Origin of the sequence: Paucibacter sp. DJ2R-2 (assembly GCF_025717675.1) — a bacterium.
Classification (GTDB): domain Bacteria; phylum Pseudomonadota; class Gammaproteobacteria; order Burkholderiales; family Burkholderiaceae_C; genus Paucibacter_A.
Map to the genome: position 1 here is coordinate 1,565,070 of NZ_JAJIRT010000001.1, position 19,177 is coordinate 1,584,246.

Annotated in this window: 14 protein-coding genes; 7 read left to right on the forward strand and 7 right to left on the reverse strand. The window is 67.7% G+C overall.

Annotated elements, in window-relative coordinates; all coding sequences use genetic code 11:
• The first annotated feature begins 451 nt into the window (after window positions 1–451).
• Window positions 452–1,249, forward strand: a complete 798-nt coding sequence (locus LNV28_RS06795) for a PEP-CTERM sorting domain-containing protein (protein WP_263515809.1) — start codon at window positions 452–454, stop codon at window positions 1,247–1,249.
• On the opposite strand, the gene LNV28_RS06800 is transcribed toward LNV28_RS06795, so the two are convergent.
• Window positions 1,240–1,521: a hypothetical protein gene (locus LNV28_RS06800; RefSeq protein ID WP_263515808.1), complete on the reverse strand. Its 282-nt coding sequence runs from the start codon at window positions 1,519–1,521 to the stop codon at window positions 1,240–1,242. The two genes, LNV28_RS06795 and LNV28_RS06800, sit on opposite strands and share 10 nt — an antisense overlap.
• Window positions 1,522–1,525: 4 nt before the next feature.
• Between LNV28_RS06800 and LNV28_RS06805 the strand changes: the two genes are divergently transcribed.
• Window positions 1,526–1,669 carry a PEP-CTERM sorting domain-containing protein gene (locus tag LNV28_RS06805; RefSeq protein WP_263515807.1) on the forward strand — a complete coding sequence of 48 codons (144 nt, stop codon included), beginning with the start codon at window positions 1,526–1,528 and terminating at the stop codon, window positions 1,667–1,669.
• A gap of 24 nt (window positions 1,670–1,693) precedes the next feature.
• On the opposite strand, the gene LNV28_RS06810 is transcribed toward LNV28_RS06805, so the two are convergent.
• The 4 genes from LNV28_RS06810 to LNV28_RS06825 form a co-directional block, all read right to left on the reverse strand.
• Window positions 1,694–4,516, reverse strand: a complete 2,823-nt coding sequence (locus LNV28_RS06810; protein ID WP_263515806.1) for an ATP-binding protein — start codon at window positions 4,514–4,516, stop codon at window positions 1,694–1,696.
• A gap of 211 nt (window positions 4,517–4,727) precedes the next feature.
• Window positions 4,728–5,441 carry a Crp/Fnr family transcriptional regulator gene (locus LNV28_RS06815; protein ID WP_263515805.1) on the reverse strand — a complete coding sequence of 238 codons (714 nt, stop codon included), beginning with the start codon at window positions 5,439–5,441 and terminating at the stop codon, window positions 4,728–4,730.
• Between the two features lie 95 nt (window positions 5,442–5,536).
• A complete protein-coding gene (locus LNV28_RS06820; RefSeq protein WP_263515804.1) occupies window positions 5,537–7,507 on the reverse strand; it encodes a bifunctional acetyl-CoA hydrolase/transferase family protein/GNAT family N-acetyltransferase in 1,971 nt (656 codons plus the stop codon).
• A 56-nt stretch (window positions 7,508–7,563) separates the two neighbouring features.
• The gene (locus tag LNV28_RS06825; RefSeq protein ID WP_263515803.1) at window positions 7,564–9,417 is read right to left on the reverse strand and encodes a patatin-like phospholipase family protein; all 1,854 of its coding nucleotides are present in this window, start codon (window positions 9,415–9,417) and stop codon (window positions 7,564–7,566) included.
• A 187-nt stretch (window positions 9,418–9,604) separates the two neighbouring features.
• Between LNV28_RS06825 and LNV28_RS06830 the strand changes: the two genes are divergently transcribed.
• A complete protein-coding gene (locus tag LNV28_RS06830; protein ID WP_263515802.1) occupies window positions 9,605–12,106 on the forward strand; it encodes a tetratricopeptide repeat protein in 2,502 nt (833 codons plus the stop codon).
• Here the strand turns inward: LNV28_RS06830 and LNV28_RS06835 are convergent, their stop codons facing one another.
• Complete coding sequence (locus LNV28_RS06835) at window positions 12,107–12,799, reverse strand: nitroreductase family protein (RefSeq protein WP_263515801.1); 693 nt, start codon at window positions 12,797–12,799, stop codon at window positions 12,107–12,109. It abuts the gene before it with no gap.
• Window positions 12,800–12,957: 158 nt separating this feature from the next.
• Here LNV28_RS06835 and proC point away from each other — a divergent pair, with 158 nt between their 5' ends.
• The 4 genes from proC to LNV28_RS06855 all read left to right on the forward strand — a co-directional run bounded on the left by proC (window position 12,958) and on the right by LNV28_RS06855 (window position 16,307).
• Window positions 12,958–13,773: a pyrroline-5-carboxylate reductase gene (gene proC, locus LNV28_RS06840; RefSeq protein ID WP_263515800.1), complete on the forward strand. Its 816-nt coding sequence runs from the start codon at window positions 12,958–12,960 to the stop codon at window positions 13,771–13,773.
• Between the two features lie 108 nt (window positions 13,774–13,881).
• A complete protein-coding gene (locus tag LNV28_RS06845) occupies window positions 13,882–14,454 on the forward strand; it encodes a chorismate--pyruvate lyase family protein (RefSeq protein WP_263515799.1) in 573 nt (190 codons plus the stop codon).
• A gap of 43 nt (window positions 14,455–14,497) precedes the next feature.
• Complete coding sequence (locus LNV28_RS06850) at window positions 14,498–15,262, forward strand: hypothetical protein (RefSeq protein WP_263515798.1); 765 nt, start codon at window positions 14,498–14,500, stop codon at window positions 15,260–15,262.
• Complete coding sequence (locus LNV28_RS06855) at window positions 15,255–16,307, forward strand: Gfo/Idh/MocA family protein (protein ID WP_263515797.1); 1,053 nt, start codon at window positions 15,255–15,257, stop codon at window positions 16,305–16,307. Before LNV28_RS06850 ends, LNV28_RS06855 begins: the two co-directional genes overlap by 8 nt.
• Here LNV28_RS06855 and LNV28_RS06860 read toward each other — a convergent pair.
• The gene (locus LNV28_RS06860; RefSeq protein ID WP_263515796.1) at window positions 16,280–19,132 is read right to left on the reverse strand and encodes a serine/threonine-protein kinase; all 2,853 of its coding nucleotides are present in this window, start codon (window positions 19,130–19,132) and stop codon (window positions 16,280–16,282) included. The two genes, LNV28_RS06855 and LNV28_RS06860, sit on opposite strands and share 28 nt — an antisense overlap.
• Window positions 19,133–19,177: the final 45 nt, after the last annotated feature.

Consider the following 19,177-nt stretch of genomic DNA (forward strand, 5'->3'; position numbering starts at 1 on the left):
CGCTTCAAGGTTAGATCCATGTTGGCAACTAGGCCTACGCGGGCTTGCGCGGCCCAGACCTTGCCCCTGACGCTTCAAACCTCGCCGATGCCACTGGGCATCGGCTGCGGCCGTCTCAGCGCCATTGGCTGCGGCCTCGACTCACGCAATTCCCGCTTCCCTCGTGAAACTTCCGGGTTGACGCACCGTTCCTGGAAGCCGGTTCGCTCTGGCCACCCGAGTCCTCGGGTGGCTTTTCTTTTTCTGTTGGCTGGCGACCCGTCCGGCACTTCGCGGCGGGAATATTCCACTTGTTCGCGGGGGGTGAATAGTGGCTCACATCCAGTAACCTCTCGCCCTGGCCTGCGCGCCGTTCGCCTTGTTGGAGCGGATAGGGCAGAGGCCATTGCTTTGCGACAACACGGGCGATGCCGAATCAGCGTCCTTGGCCCCGAATCATTGAAAGAGACAGATGATGGAAAACAACTTGGGCTTGAAGAGCTGGGGCGGCGTGTCGGTGCGCAAGGGATTTGCGGCGTGCTTGCTGGGTGCCAGCCTGGCCCTGAGCGGCGCTGCGCAAGCGGGCGTCGTGACCGGCAATTTCGACCCGCAGTTCGGCGCGGTTTTGCCGGGCGTGTCCTACGAGTACGACTTCAGCTTCAACGTGGCCGACAGTTGCATCGGCAATGCACCGGGCCAGGTCACCGTGAACCTGGACGGCTCTGTCCCTGGCTGTAACGCGGTGCCGGTCAACATCGATTTCCGCATCTACGCCACCGGCGCGCCGGCCGTCTTTGAGAACAAGGTGTTGAACCTGGACGTGTTGCAGATGACGGTGGTGGATGGCTTCGTGATGGGCATCTCCACGAACATCGCCGGTGCCGCCTTTTTCAACGACTTCGAGGGCGGCACCATTGCGCCGGGCAAGCTGTTCAACTTCGCCAGCGTGGGCTACCACTTCATGCCTTACATCCAGGTGGGCACCAGCTGCGGCTTTGGCTGCATCAACTTCGACGGCGTGGCCGACACGGTCGGCGCGGTGGCCACCATCTACAACTACGACGACAACGCCGTCAGCAAACTCGGCTACGACAACAGCGGTGCGGCCATCGGCTATCGCATAAGCCGCAACCTGGACAATGACGGTTGGCCGGTCGACACCATCGAACCTACCGGCGTCCCTGCCAACAACCAAGTGCCCGAGCCCGGCAGTCTGGCCCTGGCTGCACTCGGTCTGATGCTGCTGGCCGCAGGCCGACGTCAAGCCTGAATCGCCCCACCACCATCTGCTCGCAAGCCCTGGGCGAGGCGCATCAACTCTGAGGTGCCGCTACCCCAGGCCTGCTGCCAAGCCGTGGCATGCGCCTCGGGTGACATGGCATCTTGCAGGCGCTGAAGAAAAGCCTGCCAGGTCAGTTCGGCTGTGGGCGAACGCGCCAGCTGAGCCTGTTCACGCAGGCAGTCGGTGCCAGCGGCCAAGCTGAGGGCGCTGTCTGAAGACCCAAAGGCCAGCGCCAGCTGCGCTCGCGCCTGACGCAGCACGCTGGTGAATTCCCAGACCCATGAGTTCCGTTTTTTGGCCGAAGTCCCGACAGCCAATTCGGTGCCCGAGCCGGCCAGCCCGGGCCTCTTGCTGGCGGCCCTGGCTGGACTGGGTTTGAGCTCGCGCAGCAACAAGCGCCGGCTTTGAACGCGAGCCGGGCGCAGCCCGGCCTCAGGTTCGCAGGCCCTCGGGCATGGACAGGGCGAGTGCCTGACGCAAAGCCTCGGCGGTGTCCCAGTCCTGCGCTGCTTGCCAGGCCTCTTGAAATGCCGAGGCGTCCGGGATGGCGGCCTTCAGCTCGGCCTGCCGGCTGAGCCAAAGCCGGTGTGCATGCTCAGGCAAAGGCAGGCCGGCCTTGCGGCGCAGCTGTTCGGCGGCGGACGCCAGTGCGCAGGCCTGTTGAGCTTGGCCCAGTGCCAGCCCCAAGGCCGCGTGGTCCTCGAGGCAAGCGATCAGCTGCTCGCGCATTTCAAAGGCATTGAAGGCCGTCAAAGCCTCGGCCAGCCGGCTGCGGGCCAGGGGCAGGCGGGCGGCTTGCACATCGAGCTTGCCCTGCCAGGCGAGCGCATTGGCCGCACCGCGCCGGTCACCCGCGTTCAGGCAAATCTTCAGCGAACGCGCCAGGGCCGCTTCTGCTGCGGCCAGGTCAGCTTGGTAGAAAGCGAGCTGACCCAAGGCCAGCTCACTTTCGGCTTCGGTCTCGGGGTTTTTGATCTGGCGGGCCAGCTGCAAAGCCGCTTGCAAGTGCACCTCGGCTTGCGGCCAATGGCCCAGATAAGTCTCAATCTGACCGAGTTGCAATCGAACCGTCGTCTCGCCAATCGCGTAAGCGCATTCTTGAAACAAGGTCAGGCTTTCGGTGGCCGCTTTGAGCGCGCCTTGAGCGTCGCCACAGCTGAGGCGGGCCACCGCGAGCGTCGACAAAGTGGCGGCGGTTTCCTCCGGCTTGCCGAGCTTGCGACGCAAGTCCAGACAGGTGCTCAGATTCGTTAAGGCCGCTTTGTGGTCGCTCTGGCTCCAGGCCAGGCAGCCGTCCACATACAGCGCGAACCCATGCACCATGTCCGAGGCCTGAACCGCCGGCAGCTTGAGCATGGCTTGCAGGCTGGCCCGGCCTTCGCTGACATGGCCGCGCAAGATCCAGAAGCCCTGCAGGGCCACGGCTAGCTTGACGGCAATGATGGGGTCGACCGGCCCGTGCTCGGCCATGGCCAGGTTCACCGCCGCGCGCAGATTGTCATGCTCGCTTTCCAGGCGGGCCAGCCATTCGCCCTGTTGCGGCCCCCGCATGCCATTGCGCCCTTGCTTGGCCAGTTCGAAAAAATACAGGCAGTGGCCGGCGCTGAGCTCAGCTGCGCGCTCGCTGTCGTTGAGCTTCTCCAGCGCATAGTCGCGGATCGTCTCCAGCATCTTGTAGCGCGAAGACTCTTCGGTTTCGACCTGCATCAGCAGCGACTTTTCGATCAGGGCGCCCAAGAGGTCGAGCACGTCTTCCGGCGCGATCGGGTCTTGGCCGCACACCGCTTCGCAGGCTTCCAGGTCAAAGCCGCCTTTGAACACCGCCAGGCCTTGCAGCAGGCTGCGTTCGACATCGCTCAGCATGTCGTAGGACCAGTCCACCAGGGCGCGCAAGGTCTGCTGGCGATGCTGCAGCACGCGTGAACCGCCGGTCAGCAGTTTGTAGCGGTCGTCCAGGCGGCGATTGATCTCGGCCACCGACAACATCCTTACCCGGGCGGCCGCCAGTTCCAGCGCCAGGGGAATGCCCTCCAGCCTTGCAACCAGCTCGGCCACGGCCGGTGCTTGATCCTCATCCAGCGTGAAGCTGGGCTTGTGGGCCTGGGCCCGGTCGACGAAGAGCCGCACCGCGGGCGATGCCATCAGCACCGCCATCGAGGCGCCGACCGGCGGGAGCGCCAGGGGCAGGATGGGATAAGTGCGCTCGCCGGGAATGTTCAGCGCTTCGCGGCTCGACGCTGCCAGGCGCACATGTGGTGCGGCGCGCATGACCGCATGGGCCAGCGCGGCCGCCGGCTTGATCAGGTGCTCGCAGTTGTCGAAGATCATCAAGACCCGGCGATGCTTGAGATGCGCACAGACCGATTGCAGCAAGCTGCATTCCGGTTCCTCGCGCACGCCCAGGACTTGTGCCGCTTCGCTCAGTGCGAGCTCCGGGTCGGTGATGGGCGCCAGATCCAGAAACCAGACGCCGTCCGGGAACTGGTGCATCAACTCGGCGGCCGCTTGCAGGCTGAGCCGGGTCTTGCCCAGGCCGCCCATGCCCAGCAGGGTCACCAGGCGGGCGCTGCCGAGCAGCTTTTTGATGTCGCGCAGTTCCTGGTCCCGGCCGACGAAGCTGCTCGCTTGTTGAGGCAGGTTGTTCGGGATCTCGCGGACCGGCAACCAGCGCTCGCCCGAGCGAATCACGCGGTAGACCTTCTCGCCATCGGCCAGTGCGGTGAACCCAGCGCCGTCGAGGCTCGCTTCGAACAGTTCGATGGGCTCGGACACCCCCTTCATCATCCAATGGCCATGCGACTCGATCGGAAGCTCGCTGTCGGGCAGGGCCGCCCGAGCTTCCGCGCTCAGCAGGGTCTGGCCGGCGCCGGCGACCGACATGATGCGTGCCGCCGTGGGCTTGGCCAGGCCCTCCACCTCCAGTGGCTTGGCACCTCGCTGCACATCTTCAGGGCAGTTCTCGCGCAGAATCACGGCGCCGACATGAAGGCCGGCCCGCGCCTTGAGCGCCACCGGCAGCTGGGCCAGGGCCTGGTGGTAGGCCTGGGCATAGTGCAGCGCGTCTTCGCAACGTTCAAACAGCAGCAGCATGCCGTCGGTCTTGTCGATCTCGCGGCCTCGCCACACGGGCAGGAGGTCGCGCGCCAGCCGGTCGTGCTGCAGCCAGACCTCGGCCATGGCCTGGTCGCCCAACTCTTCGGAAAGCTTGGTGCTGTCCACCACGTCGGTCAGCAGCAGTGCGCGAATCTCAGACATCTGGAACCATGAATCCGGTGCGGGCAAGGCGATTGCCCTGGCATATGGCCTGCATTCTAGGAAGCTGCAGCAGGCCCTGTCACCCTGCGGCTGCGGGTGTCGACAGAATCGCGCCGCGCCGGGCCCGCAGATCTGCCCGAGTTGGCTTGCGCCTTGCCCCTTCTGTCGCAGTCTTCAGCGCCCGAAAGTGGCTAAAAAATAACTTGGCAATTCAGCTGATCTTGCCCAGATCACGGTCTGCGCCTTGCAGCTGGGTCTGGGCGCGCTGCACATCGCTGCTGAGCCGGTTGGCCAGCAGGTTGAGTAAATGAAAGCCGAAGGCCGGGTCCTGAAAATAGAGCTGGCGGACCGTGCTGTCGTGGATTTGCAGGACGGTGCCGGCCCTCAGGCAGCGAACCGTGTGGGTGCGAACGCGTTCGGGCGAGAACAAGGCGATCTCGCCAAAGATATGGCCGGCTTCCAGGGTCTTGCCCAATTCGACCAATTCCAGTTCGCCGTCCACCAACAGAAACAGGTGCTCGGCGGCGTCACCCTTGCTGAACAGGGTCTGGCCGGCCTTGAGCTTTCGGGCCTTCATATAGGGCTTGAGCCACAAGCCGGCGCTGTCGCCGGCCGCTTCGGCACTGCGCACCCGGCGTGTCAGCCGGCTCACCTCGGCCGCCCGGTACAGATTGACCGGCAGCAGCACCGCAGCGATGCAAAACGTGATCGGCGATGGCCGCAGGGCGCCGTAAACCATCAGGCCCACATTGCTGCCGGCGGCCAGCCAGCGCAAGGGCGACATGGTCTTGGCCAGCGCGCCTGCCATGATCAAGCCAATGGCGATGGCGGCGGCCAGATGAGCCAGCATCTGCTGTGGCGAAGCGAGCACGCTGCTCAGCCATGCGCTGGCCAAGGTGCTCAGGTGTGTGAACCACTCGTTCAAGAAGTTGCTCGCTGCTGGGGCTGGGGCCGGGGTGCCGAATTTTGCATCGGGATGCGGGAAGCGTCGCCTGCTGCAGCCCTGAGGCTGCGCCGGGTCTAGAGCAGGCTGGTGATCCGCACCGAGGAGCCCATGCTTTCCAGCTGAATATTGCTGCTCAGGCTGCGTGCTAGGCGAATCATGCGTTCGTTATTGCTCAGCACTTCGGCCACGAAGCCACGCACGCCGCGCAGCCGGGCGTGTTCGCTCATGCGCTCCTGCAAGAGGGCGCCCAGGCCTTGGCCCTGCCAGTCGGGGTGCACCATGAACGCGGTCTCGGCGAGATTGGTGCTGGGGTCGATGACATACATGGCGTGCGCAATGATGACGGGGTGCTCGCGTGTGCCGACACAGGCGACCATGCCGACCTCGGTCTCCGAATTCAGATTGCACAGGCGTTGCACATCACGACTGGAAATGCCGCGCAGTTGGCGGAAGAAACGCGTGTAGACGTCGTGCTTGGGCAGGTGGTGGAAGAGATCGCGGATGGCGTCGCCATCGGTCGGCATCGTCGGGCGCAGCAGCACCGGGCGCTTGTCCTTGAGTTGCAGCTGCCGCTCGTCCTCGACGGCATAGGCCTGCAGATTGCGCAAGGTCTGGTCGGCCGGAACATAGCCCAAGGCCTGCGCCTGGTCGAACAAGGCCTGGCGCACCTTGGGGTGGGCGATTTGTATCATCGCCAGGGCCCGTTCGCGGACCGACTTGCCGAACAGATAGGCGATGCCGTATTCGGTGATCACATAGTGCACATCGCTGCGCGCGATGGTCGCGCTCTCGCCGGCGCTCAGGGCGGCGCGGATGCGTGAGCTTTCGCCGTCTTCCTCGGTGGACGGCAGGCAGATGATGGCTTTGCCACCGGCTGAGCGCGAGGCGCCCTGCAGGAACTCGGCCTGTGCGGCCAGGCCGCTGTAGAAGTCGCCGTGCAGTTGATCGACGCAGACCTGACCGGTCAGGTCGACGGCAAAGGCCTGCGTCACCGAAACCAGCTTGTGCTGCGAGCCCAGCGTGAAAGCGTCGCAAACGACTTCGATGGGCTGGAAGGAGAACATGGGGTTGCCATCGATCAAATCGTAGAGCCGGCGTGAGCCCATGGCAAAGCTGGTGACGATCTTGCCGCGTTGCGTGCTCTTGCGCTGGCCCGTGAGAATGCCGCGCTCCAGCAGCGGGATGATGGCATCGGTGATCACGTCGGAGTGGATGCCCAGATCCTGCCGGTCGGTCAGGTACTTGAGCGCCTCGTTGCTGAAACGGCCCATGCCGATTTGCAGGGTCGAGCCGTCGTCGATCACGCTGCCGATGTAGCGCGCGATCTTCTCCACCACCTCGGTCTGTTGGACCTCGTGCAGGTATTCGATCACCGGCGTGTCCACCGGCACCAGATGGTCGATCTCGCCGACATGCAGGGTCGAATCTCCCATGGAGCGAGGCATATTGGGGTTGATCTCGGCAATCACCAGGCGCGCTTTGGCCACGGCCGCCGGCGTGATGTCGACCGAGACGCCCAAGGACACATAGCCGAACTCATCGGGCATGGACACCTGGATCAGGGCGACGTCGAGCGGAATCCGCCCGATGGCGATCAGCTGCGGCACCCGCGCGATCGAGATCGGCACATAGTCCGCCAGCCCCAGCTTGACCGCGGCGCGCATGTCCTGGCCGACAAAGAAGCAGCGGTGCCGGTACTTGGTCCGGGGCTTGCCCGTGTCGTCAAACTGGACCGCGCGGTCGGTCAGGAAGTGCAGCAACTCCACATCTTGTGGCGCGTAGGCCAGCGCCTCCAAGGCCTCGACCAGGCTGCGCGGCGTGGCGCAAGCCGTGCCGACGAACACATGGTCACCGGGCTTGATATGACTGACCGCCTGCTCCGCCGTGCAGATCTTGGCGGCGAAAGCCTGCAAACGCGGGTCGATGGACGGGCCCGCCTCCTCTTCACCCACGGAGCGAAAGCGCTGCTCCCACTTCTGTGCTAGGCGGCTCAGAATGCCTTCGGCCGAAGGCTTGACGGTGGTGTTGCCCGGATAGCTTGCCATGGCGGTTTCCCAGTTGATGCGTGATCGCTGAAGCCTGAGCGATGCCTAAGCGATGACTAAGCGGTCGCGCCGGGTTTGGCGTCAAGAACCTCGCAGCCATGCTCGTAGCCCAGCTGGACCAGCTCGTCGAAGCGGCTCCATTGCAACATGCCGATGCGGCTCAAGGGTGGATTGAAATAGAGGTCGATCAGCTTGCGCACCTCGCGCTGGCGCGAGGTGCTGCACAGCACGGTGACATTCATCAGCAAGGCCGACAGGGCCGGCAGGCGGAAGCGCCGCTGGGCGCGCGGCCGCAGTTTGTCGCGCAACAAGGCCAGGCTGCCCGGCACCTCTTCAAAATCGAAACGGCGGGCCTTGTTGCTGTCCAGGTCCACGCCGATCACGCGGCCGATGCCCCAACGTCTGCGCATGACATCGGCCGGCAAATTGTTGAAAGTGCCGCCGTCGCAGAGCAGATCGCCGTTCCAGATGACAGGCGGCAGCGCGCCCGGGATGGCCACGCTGGCCAACAAGGACTTCAGCAGCGAGCCCTGTTTGATCACCTGCTCGCGGGCTTGAGAGTAGTTGGAGGCGACGCAGAAGAAGTTCTTCCACAAGTCCTCGGCCTGCGCGGCGTGGCCCGTCAGCTCCAGGATGGAGCCCTCGACCACGCGCCGCAGGCGCCGCCCGCGAATCAGGGAAATCATGGGCAGCCAGTTGAAGTCGCCGGTCGGGTTGCTGGCAAAGGCGCGCCGGGCGACGGTGGTCATCAAGTCCAGTGGCCGGTCCATGCCCACCAAGGCAGCCATCACCGCGCCGATGCTGGTGCCGCCGACCAGATCGATCTCGATCTTGCGTTCGAGCAAGGCGCGGTAGATGCCGATATGGGCCAGGCCCCTGGCCCCGCCGCCGGCCAGCACCAGGCCGACGCCGTTGCGGCTGACCAGACGGGCCAGCCGGCTGAAGTCGCGCGGAAGCTGTGGGCGGATGTGGACATGGTCGGCCAGCGGCCGGCGCGCCAGCCAGGCCTGGGTTCCCTGCGGCGACTGGCGCTCGCTCGGGTGCAGCAGGACCAGGATCTCGGTGGCGTCCGTGCGCGGCGGCCGGCTGATCAGGCACTGCTGCTCGATCGGGTGCAGTTGCGGCGCTTGATCGGCATCGGCGAGCAGCAGCAACTCATCGCAATGGCGGCAGCAGCGTTCGGTCCAGGGGCTGGCTTCGCTGTCGCTGACCAGGAGGACGAAATCGTTCTCGGCCTCGATCTGATCGAGGTGCACCGCAATGCGGCGGGTGGCCGCGGTATCCGACCCTGGCCGTTCGCAAATCGTCGGGTCGTTCAGATCGGTGCCAATGCTCTGCGCCGACACCAGGGCCACGCGGCCAAAGCCTGCGAGTTCCTGGGCCAGATTGCTCGCGAAGCGGGCATGGTCCACCTGGACCGTGATCGGCAGCACGCCGATGGTGACGGGCTTGTCCGGCAGCGAACGGGAGCCTTCGGTCTTGAGCCGCAGGATGATTTGCCGCGTCAGCGCAATCGACACTTTTTCGCTGATGGAGAGCAGCTGATTGAAGCGCTCCTTGGCCAGGCGCACCAAGACCGAGTCGCGGATGGCGACCAGGGTCGCCGAGCGTGGCTCGTCGGTGAACAGGCTCATTTCTCCGACGATCTGGCCGCGCCCGATCTCGCGCACGGTGCGCGTCTCGCCGAATTCGTTGCTGATATAGGTGCGCAGCCGGCCGCTGAGCAGCAGGTACATGGCGTCGCCCGCTTCCCCCTGGGTCATCAAGGCCTGGCCGGCCGGCACTTCCACCCATTCCAGGTGGGGCAGCAGGACTTCGATGGCCTGAGGTTCGATGTCGCCCAACAGCTCAGGCAGGTGCCTGCGCAGCAAGGTGTCGAGATGCTTGGGGTGTTCGGTGAAATTCGGCATAAGGCGCCCGCGCGCGCTGAAAAACCAACAATGGCTAACTTAACACCACCAGCGCGACACCCCATGAACAGACGGTGGGGGAATTCCCGAACGGACGGTTTCTACTTCGCCCAAGCGGCGGGCCGCCCCCAGCCGCAGCACGTATGCTTTCGCGCGATCCGTGCCTGACTCCGAGGTTTTGCCCGCCATGCCCCTGCTTGCCTTTCGACGCCCCGCCCTTGCGGCACTGCCCGTGCTGCTGTCCCTGTCGCTGAACCCCTTGGCGCAAGCCCAGGGTCCAGTCCCCACCCACGCGCCAGCCTCCGCATCGGCTGCGTTGCCGGGGCCGATCGAATGGCAGCGCCTGCGCCAGCAGCTGCAAGTGCAGGACTACCGCGCCGCGCGGCCGGCCTTGCAGCTGCTGCTGCGCCGCCATGCGGCCGGCCAGGCGCTGGACAGCGAGGCCGGCGAGCTGCTCTACCGCTGGCTGTTCGCCAGCGAGAACCTGGCCGAGGTCGGCCGCCGCACGGCCGCGGTGTTGGAGGATGGCGCTGCAGCCACGGCCGCCGACCTGCTGGCCGCCGCGCGCCTGGCCCTGGAGCTGCGCGATTTCGGGCGGGCCGAGGCCTGCCTGCAGCGGGCGCAGCACAGCGCGCGCAGCCCGGCCGAACGCGCCAGCGTCTTGCGCGGCCAGGGCCAGCTGGCTTACCAGCGGCGTGACTACGACGCGGCCCTGGCCCTGCACCAGCAAGCCCTGGCCCTGCAGCCCAGTGCCGATGGCGAGCAAGCCCTGGCCGAGACCCTGATCCGCCTGGGCCGCACGGCCGAGGCGGTGGCCGCCGCCGAGCGCGCCGTGGCCCTGGATCCCTTCCACGAGCAAGCGCATTACCACCTGGGCAATGGCTATGCCCGCAAGAACTACAGCGAGCTGGCGGCTGAGGCGCCGGCCGCTTTTGCTGCCGCCAACACCTTGATCCGCCGCGCCGCGCGTGCCTTTGACCGCGGCGATCTGCTGGCCGCGCGCCGCCTGGCCGCCAGCTCCCTGGCACGTTGTCCCGGCCATGGCCGCGCCCATGCCGTGCTGGCCAAGGCCATCGAAGGCCTGCGCCTGCGCCAGGACCCACACCGCGCGGCCGACGAAGCCCGCTTCGCCGCCACGCCCATGCCGCAGGTGCCCGCCATCGAGCGCTATGTGCTGAATTGGGCGCAGCTCTCGCCACGCCACCAGAAGCGCGTGGCCCTGTCGCTGGCACCCTGGAAGGCCTTCATTCCGGTGCTGGTCGAGGGCGGCGCCACGCATTTCATCAAGCCCCTGGACATGCGCCTGTCCGAAACCCCCGGCGCGCTGGCGCTCAAGGACCAGCGCATCGGCTACGACTCGCGGCTCTGGGACGATGTGCGCGGCATGGGCGGCTTCAACACCGTGACCGGCATCGAGGACGTCGAGCGCTCCATCTTCGGCCGCTACAACACCGTGCTGCATGAGCTGAGCCACCAGGTCCACGGCGTGCTGACGGCCGACGCCGCGCGCGAGATCCAGGAGCTGTACCGCCGCGCCAAGCTGCGCGATGAGCGCAGCAAGAACGGCTTTCTGTCTCGCTATGCCGGTGGCTCGGTCTGGGAGTATTTCGCCGAGGGCGCCAACGCGCTTGACTCGCCGCGCCGCGATGCCTTCGACACGCGCGAGATCGTGCGCGAGCGTCTGCAGGCTCAGGACCCGGAACTGCTGGCCCTGGTGCAGCGCCTCTTCAATCAGACCGACACCCGCGCCAGCCTGCCCATCGCCCTGGTCAATGCCGGCCACCATCGCCTGGAGTCCGGCGAGCTGGCCGCGGCCCGCGGCTTTTTCGAACGCGCCCGCAGCGTGGCGCCGCAGGACGAGCTGGTGCTGACGGCGGCGCTCTACGGCGCGTCCTTGGCCGCGGATGCGGACGCCGTGCGCCGTCTGGCTGCCGAGGTGCAAACGCGTTATCCGCGCAGCGGCGCGGTGCTGAGCTCAGCGCTGGAGGCTTTGTGGCACAGCGGCCAGCCCCTGGCCGAGCTGACGGCCCGCCTGAGCGCACAGGCGCAAGGTCTGGAGGGCGAAGACCGGCAGCGCGTTGACCTGGCCCTGGGTGGGCATCAGCTGCGCCTGGGTGCGGCCGCGCCGGCCCTGGCGGCGTTTGAGTCGGCCCTGGCCTATCAGAGCGACAGCCCCGAGGCCCTCTGGGGCAAGGCCGCCGCCCTGGCCCAGGCCGAGCGCTGGGACGAGGCCTTTGCCGTCTACGAGCAGGCCCTGCGCCTGCGCACCGGCCTGGTCGAGCTGCGCCGTGACCTGGCCCGCGACCTGCTGCGCGCCGGCCGCCTGGAGCCCGCCCGCGCCCAGCTCAAGGAAGCGGCGCTGCTGGACCCCAAGGACGCCGGCGTGCTGGCGCTGCAGGCCTGGGCTTCGCTGTTGAGCGGCGACGCCGCTTCGGCTCTGCGCCAGGCCGAGGCCGCCCTGGCCCTGAACCCCTGGACCGACCTGGCCCTCATCATCCAGGGCGCCGCCCAGGCCCGCCTGGGCCGCCCCGAGCAGGCCAAGGCCAGCTTGGCACCGCTGCGCCAGCGCTATGCCAATGCCGCCAGTGCGCCGCATTATGTGTACCGCAGCGAAGCCTCGGGCTGGATCTCGGTCAACGAGCAGCCGGCCTGGGAGCGGCGGCTGCTGGAGAAGCTGGCGAGCGAGTGATCAGAACCAGCTGCTGATCGCCTCCAGCGGCTTCTTGATGCCACCATGCACCGGCACCAGGCAGCCCGGCTTGGGGTAGCCCACGACCAGCAGGATGACCGGCTTTTCTGATTCCGGCCGGCCGCAGATCTTGCTCAGAAAGCCCATGGGGCTGGGCGTGTGGGTCAGGGTGGCCAGGCCGGCGTCGTGCAGGGCGCTGATGAGGAAGCCGGTGGCAATGCCCACCGACTCGGGCACGTAGTAGTGGCTGTAGCGCTCGCCCTGGGCGTCGATGCCGTACTTCTGCGCAAAGATGGCGATCAGCAGCGGCGCCTCTTCCAGAAAAGGCTTGTTGGCGTCGGTGCCCAGGGGCGCCAGCGCGCGCAGCCATTCCTCGGGGGCGCGGCCGTTGTAGAAGGTGCGCTCCTCTTCCTCGGCTTCGATGCGGATCTGATGCTTGATCGCCGGGTCGCTGATGACGGCGAAATGCCAGGGCTGCTGGTTGGCGCCCGAAGGCGCGGTGCCGGCGGCCAGCAGGCATTGCTCGATCACCTCGCGCGGCACGGGCCGGCTGTCGTAATCGCGCACGGTGCGGCGGCGCAACTGCTGCTGGTAGTGGGCGCGCGCCTGGGCCAGCATCTGCTCGGGCGGCAGTTCGCGGTAGTCGCGCAGGGGCTCCATGGCAGGAGCGGGCAGTTCGTGGGTCTCGGTCATGGTGGTTTCTCCTCCGTCGCGTCTTGTGGTTTGGGAACTTTCGCGACGCGGGCAGCGTAGCCGGTGTCGGCCGGCTTGACCATCGGTGCCGGGCCCGAGTCCTGCGCGGCGCGCCTACACTTCGACCTCCATCCCATGAGCAGGAAGCGGCGTCAGCCATGAGTTCACCCATAGCTTTCATTGGCGGCGGCAATATGGCCAGCGCCATCATCGGCGGCTTGCTGCGGGCCGGCCTGAACCCGGCGCGGGTCTGGGTGGTCGAGCCCTATGAGCCGCAGCGCGCTCGCCTGCAGGCCGATTTCCCGGGCCTCCATGTGCTCGCCGCCGCCGATGCCAGTCTGGCCGAGGCGGGCTTGGTGGTCTGGGCGGTCAAGCCCCAGCTCTTTGGCGAAGCGGCCGCGCCTCTGGCCGGATTGCTGCACGGGGCCCTGCACCTGTCCGTGATGGCGGGCATCCGCAGCGACACCCTGGTGGCCAAGACCGGCAGCGAGCGCATCGTGCGCGCCATGCCCAACACGCCGGCCCTGATCGGCAAAGGCATCGCCGGCCTGTTTGCCCGGGCTGCGGTGTCTGCTGGCGACCGGGCCCGGGTGGAGCAGGTGCTGGCACCCACTGGCCGCTGCATCTGGGTCGATGCGGAGGCCGATCTGGATGCGGTCACCGCCTTGTCGGGCTCGGGGCCGGCCTATTTCTTTTACGTCGTCGAGGCCATGACGGCTGCGGCGGTGGACATGGGGCTCAGCGAAGCCCAGGGCCGCGAGCTGGCCCTGGCCACCTGCCGCGGCGCGGCTGCCCTGGGCCTGGCCTCCAGCGAGTCGCCGACCGTGCTGCGCGAGCGCGTCACGTCCAAGGGCGGCACCACCCATGCCGCCATCAGCAGCTTGCAGGCCGACCAGGTCGGCGCGGCCGTGCAGCGCGCCGTGCTGGCCGCGCAAGCGCGCGCCCGCGAGCTCGGTGATGAGTTTGCGGCCTGAGCCGACCCGCCAAGCCCGACCGACGCGAGCACGACCTGACCCCAAGCTGACAGCGATGTCCCACGGAACCCTGAACTCGACCTTGTCGCTGACCCTGAGGGTGCTGCTTTGGGCATAGCCAGCCGCGACAGTTTGCGCAAATGGCTGCACGCCCCCGGCTCGCTGAGCCGGCGCCTGGCCTGCCTGGGCGAACGCTTTGAAGTGACGGTGCTCAGTCAGCGCACCGCGCCCCTGCGCACGGCCGAACTCAAGGCCCTGGGCCTGCCGCGGCACGGCTGCACCGTGGTGCGCGAGGTCATCCTCAGCGTCGACGGCCGTCCCCTGGTCTGGGCGCGCTCCAGCCTGCACCAGAGCGCCCTGGCCGGTCCCTGGCGCGCCCTCAAGGGCCTGGGCCCCCGGCCGCTGGCCAATCTGCTCTATGCCGACCCGCGCGTGCGGCGCAGCGAGCTGCGGCCGCGCCGCCTGTCCCGCTTCGGCCACACCCGCCGGCAGATGGAAAAGCAGTGGTTGGCCGCCACCGGCAGCCCCGCATCGGCCCAAATGTTGTGGTCACGCAACTCTGTTTTCAGCCGCTGCGGGGCTCAGTTACGGGTGATGGAGCTATTTGTGCCGGAACTGGCAGGAAATATGCCGACAGTTGGTCGCGTTAGGTGTGTAAAGAGGCGTAACAATAGGGCCTAGAACAATAAGGTAGGGAGGTTCATCAGCTGTTTTGAGGAATCTCATGAAAACTCGTGACGTCGTTATTTTCAGTGGCCAGCAATTCGCTGTGCCGCAATGCATTCAGCGTATCGACCATCAGTCGACGCACGGTTGGCAGCTGCGTTATGGCGGCACCAAGCTTTTCTCCGATCACTCGCAAGACGGTAGCGGTGCTGCGGCGGCCTTGGCCGAAGCCACCAAGGCCTTGCTGAGTCGCATCGCCACCTTGCCCGCGCCTTCGCGCTTGCAACGCCGCCCCAGCGGCAACAAGGGCAGTGGTCTGCCGGTTGGTATCTCTGGCCCCATCGTGCGTCAGCGCGCCAGCAGCCGCGTGCGCGACTGCAGCTTTGCCGTGTCCTTGCCGCGCTTCGGCGGTTCGCCGCGTGGCCGCAGCGTCTACATCGGCACCGAGAACACCTACACGGTGGAGAAGTACCAAGCCGCCCTGGCCAAGGCCGTGGCCCTGCGCGAGTCGGCCGAAGAAGCCTACCAACGCGCCGCCACCCGCGCCAAGCGCGCCGAGGGCAAGGCCTTGAAGGAGCAGCTGAAGTCCATCATCGCCGCAGCGCCGGCAGCGAAGGCGCCCAAGGCCGCGCCCAAAGCCGCCGCCAAGCCGGCTGCAAAGGCTGCACCCAAGGCAGCCGCCAAGCCGGCCAGCAAGGCGGCGCCCAAAGTTGCCGTGAAAGCTGCACTGAAACCGGCCGCAAAGACTGCTGTGAAAGCCGCCGCCAAGCCCGCGGTTCGCAAGGCAGCCGGCAAGGCCGCCGCCAAGAGCGCGCGTGCCTGAAGCGCGGGCCTTGCGCTGGGCCCTGGTCGGCCCCGGCAATATCGCCGGGCGCTTTGTCCAGGCCTTGCAAGGCCTGCCCGGTCATGAGCTGAGTCTGGTGCTGGGCCGCGACCTGGCCCGCTCGCAGGCCTTTGTGGCCGAGCATTGCGCGAGCGACCGGCCGGCACCGCGTCTGGCTCTGGCGGCCGATGCGGCCGAGCTGCAGGCCGCCCTGGCCAGCAGCGAGGTCGATGCGGTTTACATCGCCACACCCCATGCCCAACACGGCCTGGCCGTGGCCGCCGCCCTTGAGGCCGGCAAGTCTGTGCTGTGCGAGAAGCCCTTGGTGCCAGGTCTTGCCCAGGCGCTGCCCCTGGTGGCCTTGGCGCAGCAGCGCCAGCTGTTCCTGATGGAAGCGCTGTGGACGCGCTTTCTGCCGGTCTACGCGCAAGTGCGAGCCTGGCTGCAAGCCGATGCGATCGGCCCGCTGCGGGCCATTCAGTCGAGCTTTTGTTTCTCCATCCCTTTTGACGCCCGCAGCCGCTGCTTTGACCCGGCCCTGGCCGGTGGCGCCTTGCTGGACATCGGCATCTACAACCTCAGCATGACGCGCTGGGTGCTGCAACAGGCGCTCGGTGCATGCCCCGAGCCGCTGCAGATCCAGGCCCAAGGCGTGCTGGCGCCCACCGGAGTCGACCAGCGTCTGGCCGCCAGCCTGCATTTTCCCGGCGGCATCAGCTCGCAATTCGTCTGCGCCTTCGACGGCATGGCCGACAACGGCCTGCGCATCTTCGGCGAGCGTGGCGTCATCGAGCTGCCGCGCAACTTCTGGGAGGCGACCGAAGCCCGGCTGCAGGTCGCCGGTCAGCCGGAGCAGACCGTGCAGGCGCCGTTCCAGATCAATGGCTTCGAGGGCGAGATCCTCGAGGCGGCAGCCTGCATTCGCGCCGGCCGCAGCGAGAGCGCGCACATGCCGCTCAGCGAGACCCTGGCCACCCTGGCCTGGATGGACCAGATCCGCGCCCAGCTGGGCGTGCGCTACCCCTTCGAATCCGCCTTGCACTGAGCCAGGCTTTGGGCCTGGCTGTCCAAGGCCTGCAGATTGGCCGGCAGGCGCTGCTCTGTGCGCAGCCGCGCCAGGCCGGCCGCGGCCGCCTTGAGCAGGGCGCAGGCAGCGGCCGGGTCATGACCTGCCGGGCCTTGCAGCGCGCGGCCCAGCCAGAACTCGGCCAGATGAGCCTCGCGGGCGAACAAGGCGTTGAAGGGCTCGCGCAGGGCTGAGGCGCGCAAGGTCTTCAGCGCCGCCTCGCCGGCTTGGCGCGCCGCGGCGCGGGCGGCCGGGCTGAGCATGGCGGCCGGGGCCGCCAGCAGGATGCGGGCCTCGACCAGGCCGTACTTGGCTTCGCCCTCGGGGTCGTCATTGGCGCCGCCGGCCGCGCGCCGTTCGGTCAGGGCGCGCCAGCGCTGGACCGCCTCGCCATGCCGGCCGGCCAAGGACAGCTGCAGGGTCAGGTCGCGCTCCGACTCGTCCAGGCGCGGCGCCAAGGCCTTCACTTGCGGAAACTTCTGCCGCAACTCGCTCAGCAGCTTGAACTCGCGCTGGTACCAGACCAAAGCGCGCGCCGGGCGGCCCAGGCTGTCCAGGGCCTCGGCCAGGGGGCCGTAGCCATTGGCCAGGTTGCGCTGCGCCCGCTCATTGCCCGGGTCCGCGCGGGCGCCGCGTTCGCGCCGCTCGATCGAGCTGATCCACATGGCCAGGCCGCGCTCGGTGTCCCCCGTCTCCAGCAAGGCATCGGCCAGGCGACCTTCGGCCAGGTAGAGCCAGCGCTGCCAGCGCGGGTTGTCGGGTGCGCTGGCGAGCAGGCGGGTCGCCAGCTGGTGGCTCTTGAGTTGAGTCTGCAGGCTGGCCGGGAACTCTCCCGCCACGCGCTGGAAGTCGGAGAGCTGGTTGAGCAGGCCGCCGTAAGCCTCCAGCACTTCGCTGCGTTCGGGGTGGCGCTGCAGCAGGCCGTCCATCTCGCGGTCCAGCGCTTCGATGCGCTGGCGCGCCGGCTGGTACAGGCCCAGGCTTTCCTTGAAGGGCCAGTAGTCGACCGAAGCGAGGTAACGGTCGGCCTCGATGCGCTTGAGTTGCACCGCCAGGTCTTGTGGCTGGGCCTGCGCCAGGCTGGCCGCATGGGCGGCTGCGGTGCGGTAGAAGCCCTTGGCTTCGGGCAGCTTGCCGGCGGCGCGGGCGCTGTCGCCGAAGCGTTCGTTGATGGACTTCAGCCCCTGCACATTCTTCAGGTCCAGCGGGTCCAGCGCCGCCAGGGCCTCGCGCATGCGCAAGGCCTTCTCGTAGGCGGCGCGGGCCTCCTGGGGCCGGCCCAGGTTGGCCTGCATGCTGTTGCCGAAGATGTCGCCGATGCGCTCATAGCCCTCGGCCACATCGCGCAGCAGCTCGCGGTCCTCGAGGCGCTCGCTGGCCAGGCGGTCGAGATAGCTGAGCGCGCCGGCGACCAGCTTTTCGCGGCCGGCGGTCGGGCCGTCGCGCAAGGCGGTGTCCACCTCGAACAGCATCAGGCGCGCGAACTGGCGCACATCGTTGAAGCGCCGCTCGGCCAGCTGGCTCTGCGCCTGCGCCACGCGCGCCTGCCAGAGCGCCAGGCCGGCGCCGCCGACCACGGCCGCCAGGGCCAGGCTGCCGGCCGCCACCGGCCATTTGTTGCGGCTGACAAAACGGCCCAGCAGATAGCCCAGGCGGGGCTTGCGCGCGCTGACTGGGTAGCCCTGCAAGTGGGCGCGGAGGTCGGCGGCCAGGGCGTCAACGCTTGCATAGCGCGCACTGCTCTGCTTCTCCAAGGTCTTGAGCAGGATGTTGTCGAGATCGCCACGCAGGCGCTTGCGCCGGTTCAGCCATTGTGGGTCCTTGATCAGCTCGGGCGACAGGCTGCTGGGCCGGGTCGGCAGCTCTTCCAGCACGCAATGTGCGGCCTGCAGCGGCGTGCTGGCCTGGCGGCCATAGGGGCGCACGCCGGTCAACATCACATAGAGCAGCACACCCAGGGAATAGAGATCGGTGGCGGTGCTGACCGGGTCGCCGCGCACCTGCTCGGGGCTGGCGTAGTTGGGTGTGAAGGGGCGCTGGCCGGCCTGCGTCTGGTCGGTCGGGCTCTGCTGGCCCGGCAAGGCCTCTTGCGGGTCCAGGGCCTTGGCGATGCCGAAGTCCAGCAGCTTGACCTGGCCTTCGCCGTTGACCAGCACATTGCCGGGCTTGAGGTCGCGGTGCACCAGCAGATGGCGGTGCGCATAGGACACGGCGTCGGCCAACTGCAGGAACAGCGCCAGCCGCGCCTCCAGGCTCAGGCCTTCGCAGGCCTGGTCGATGGCCCGGCCCTGCACCAGCTCCATGACGAAATAAGGCAGGCCGCTGGGGCTGAGCCCGGCATCAAAAAGGCGCGCGATATGCGGGTGGTCGAGCCGGGCCAGAGCCTGGCGCTCCTGCGCAAAGCGCTGCAGCACGGCACTGGAATCCATGCCGCGCTTGAGCAGCTTGACCGCCGCCTCGCCCTGGTAGGCGCCGTCGGCCCGGCGCGCGCGCCAGACCTCGCCCATGCCGCCGCAGCCCAGGACGTCAATCAGCTCCCAGGCCCCCAGGCGCAGACCCGGCCAGGCCACGGCATCCGCTTCTTCCTTCGTGTGTGCGCCAGACTCGGCGAGTGCCGCCTGAGCCAGAAAGCCCGGGTCTTCGGCGCCGCCGCCGGTGCTGTGTGCGAGCAGAGACAGGACCTCGGCTTGCAACTCGGCGCTGGCCGCGCTGGCGCGCACAAAGGCTTCGCGCTCGGCCGCCGGCAGGCTCGCGGCGGCGTCAAACAGCTGCCGGACGTCCGGCCAGGCGGGTGGAATGCTCATGGCTGCCCAGTGTGCGCAAGTTCGGCGCCGCCGTCATGCTGACAA

Excerpts from the sequence above, each read along its gene's own strand:
- LNV28_RS06860 (WP_263515796.1), bottom strand. The coding sequence starts at position 19,132 with ATGAGCATTCCACCCGCCTGGCCGGACGTCCGGCAGCTGTTTGACGCC.
- LNV28_RS06825 (WP_263515803.1), bottom strand. The coding sequence starts at position 9,417 with ATGCCGAATTTCACCGAACACCCCAAGCATCTCGACACCTTGCTGCGC.
- LNV28_RS06795 (WP_263515809.1), top strand. The coding sequence starts at position 452 with ATGATGGAAAACAACTTGGGCTTGAAGAGCTGGGGCGGCGTGTCGGTG.
- LNV28_RS06830 (WP_263515802.1), top strand. The coding sequence starts at position 9,605 with ATGCCCCTGCTTGCCTTTCGACGCCCCGCCCTTGCGGCACTGCCCGTG.
- LNV28_RS06820 (WP_263515804.1), bottom strand. The coding sequence starts at position 7,507 with ATGGCAAGCTATCCGGGCAACACCACCGTCAAGCCTTCGGCCGAAGGC.
- LNV28_RS06835 (WP_263515801.1), bottom strand. The coding sequence starts at position 12,799 with ATGACCGAGACCCACGAACTGCCCGCTCCTGCCATGGAGCCCCTGCGC.
- LNV28_RS06850 (WP_263515798.1), top strand. The coding sequence starts at position 14,498 with ATGAAAACTCGTGACGTCGTTATTTTCAGTGGCCAGCAATTCGCTGTG.
- LNV28_RS06810 (WP_263515806.1), bottom strand. The coding sequence starts at position 4,516 with ATGTCTGAGATTCGCGCACTGCTGCTGACCGACGTGGTGGACAGCACC.
- proC (WP_263515800.1), top strand. The coding sequence starts at position 12,958 with ATGAGTTCACCCATAGCTTTCATTGGCGGCGGCAATATGGCCAGCGCC.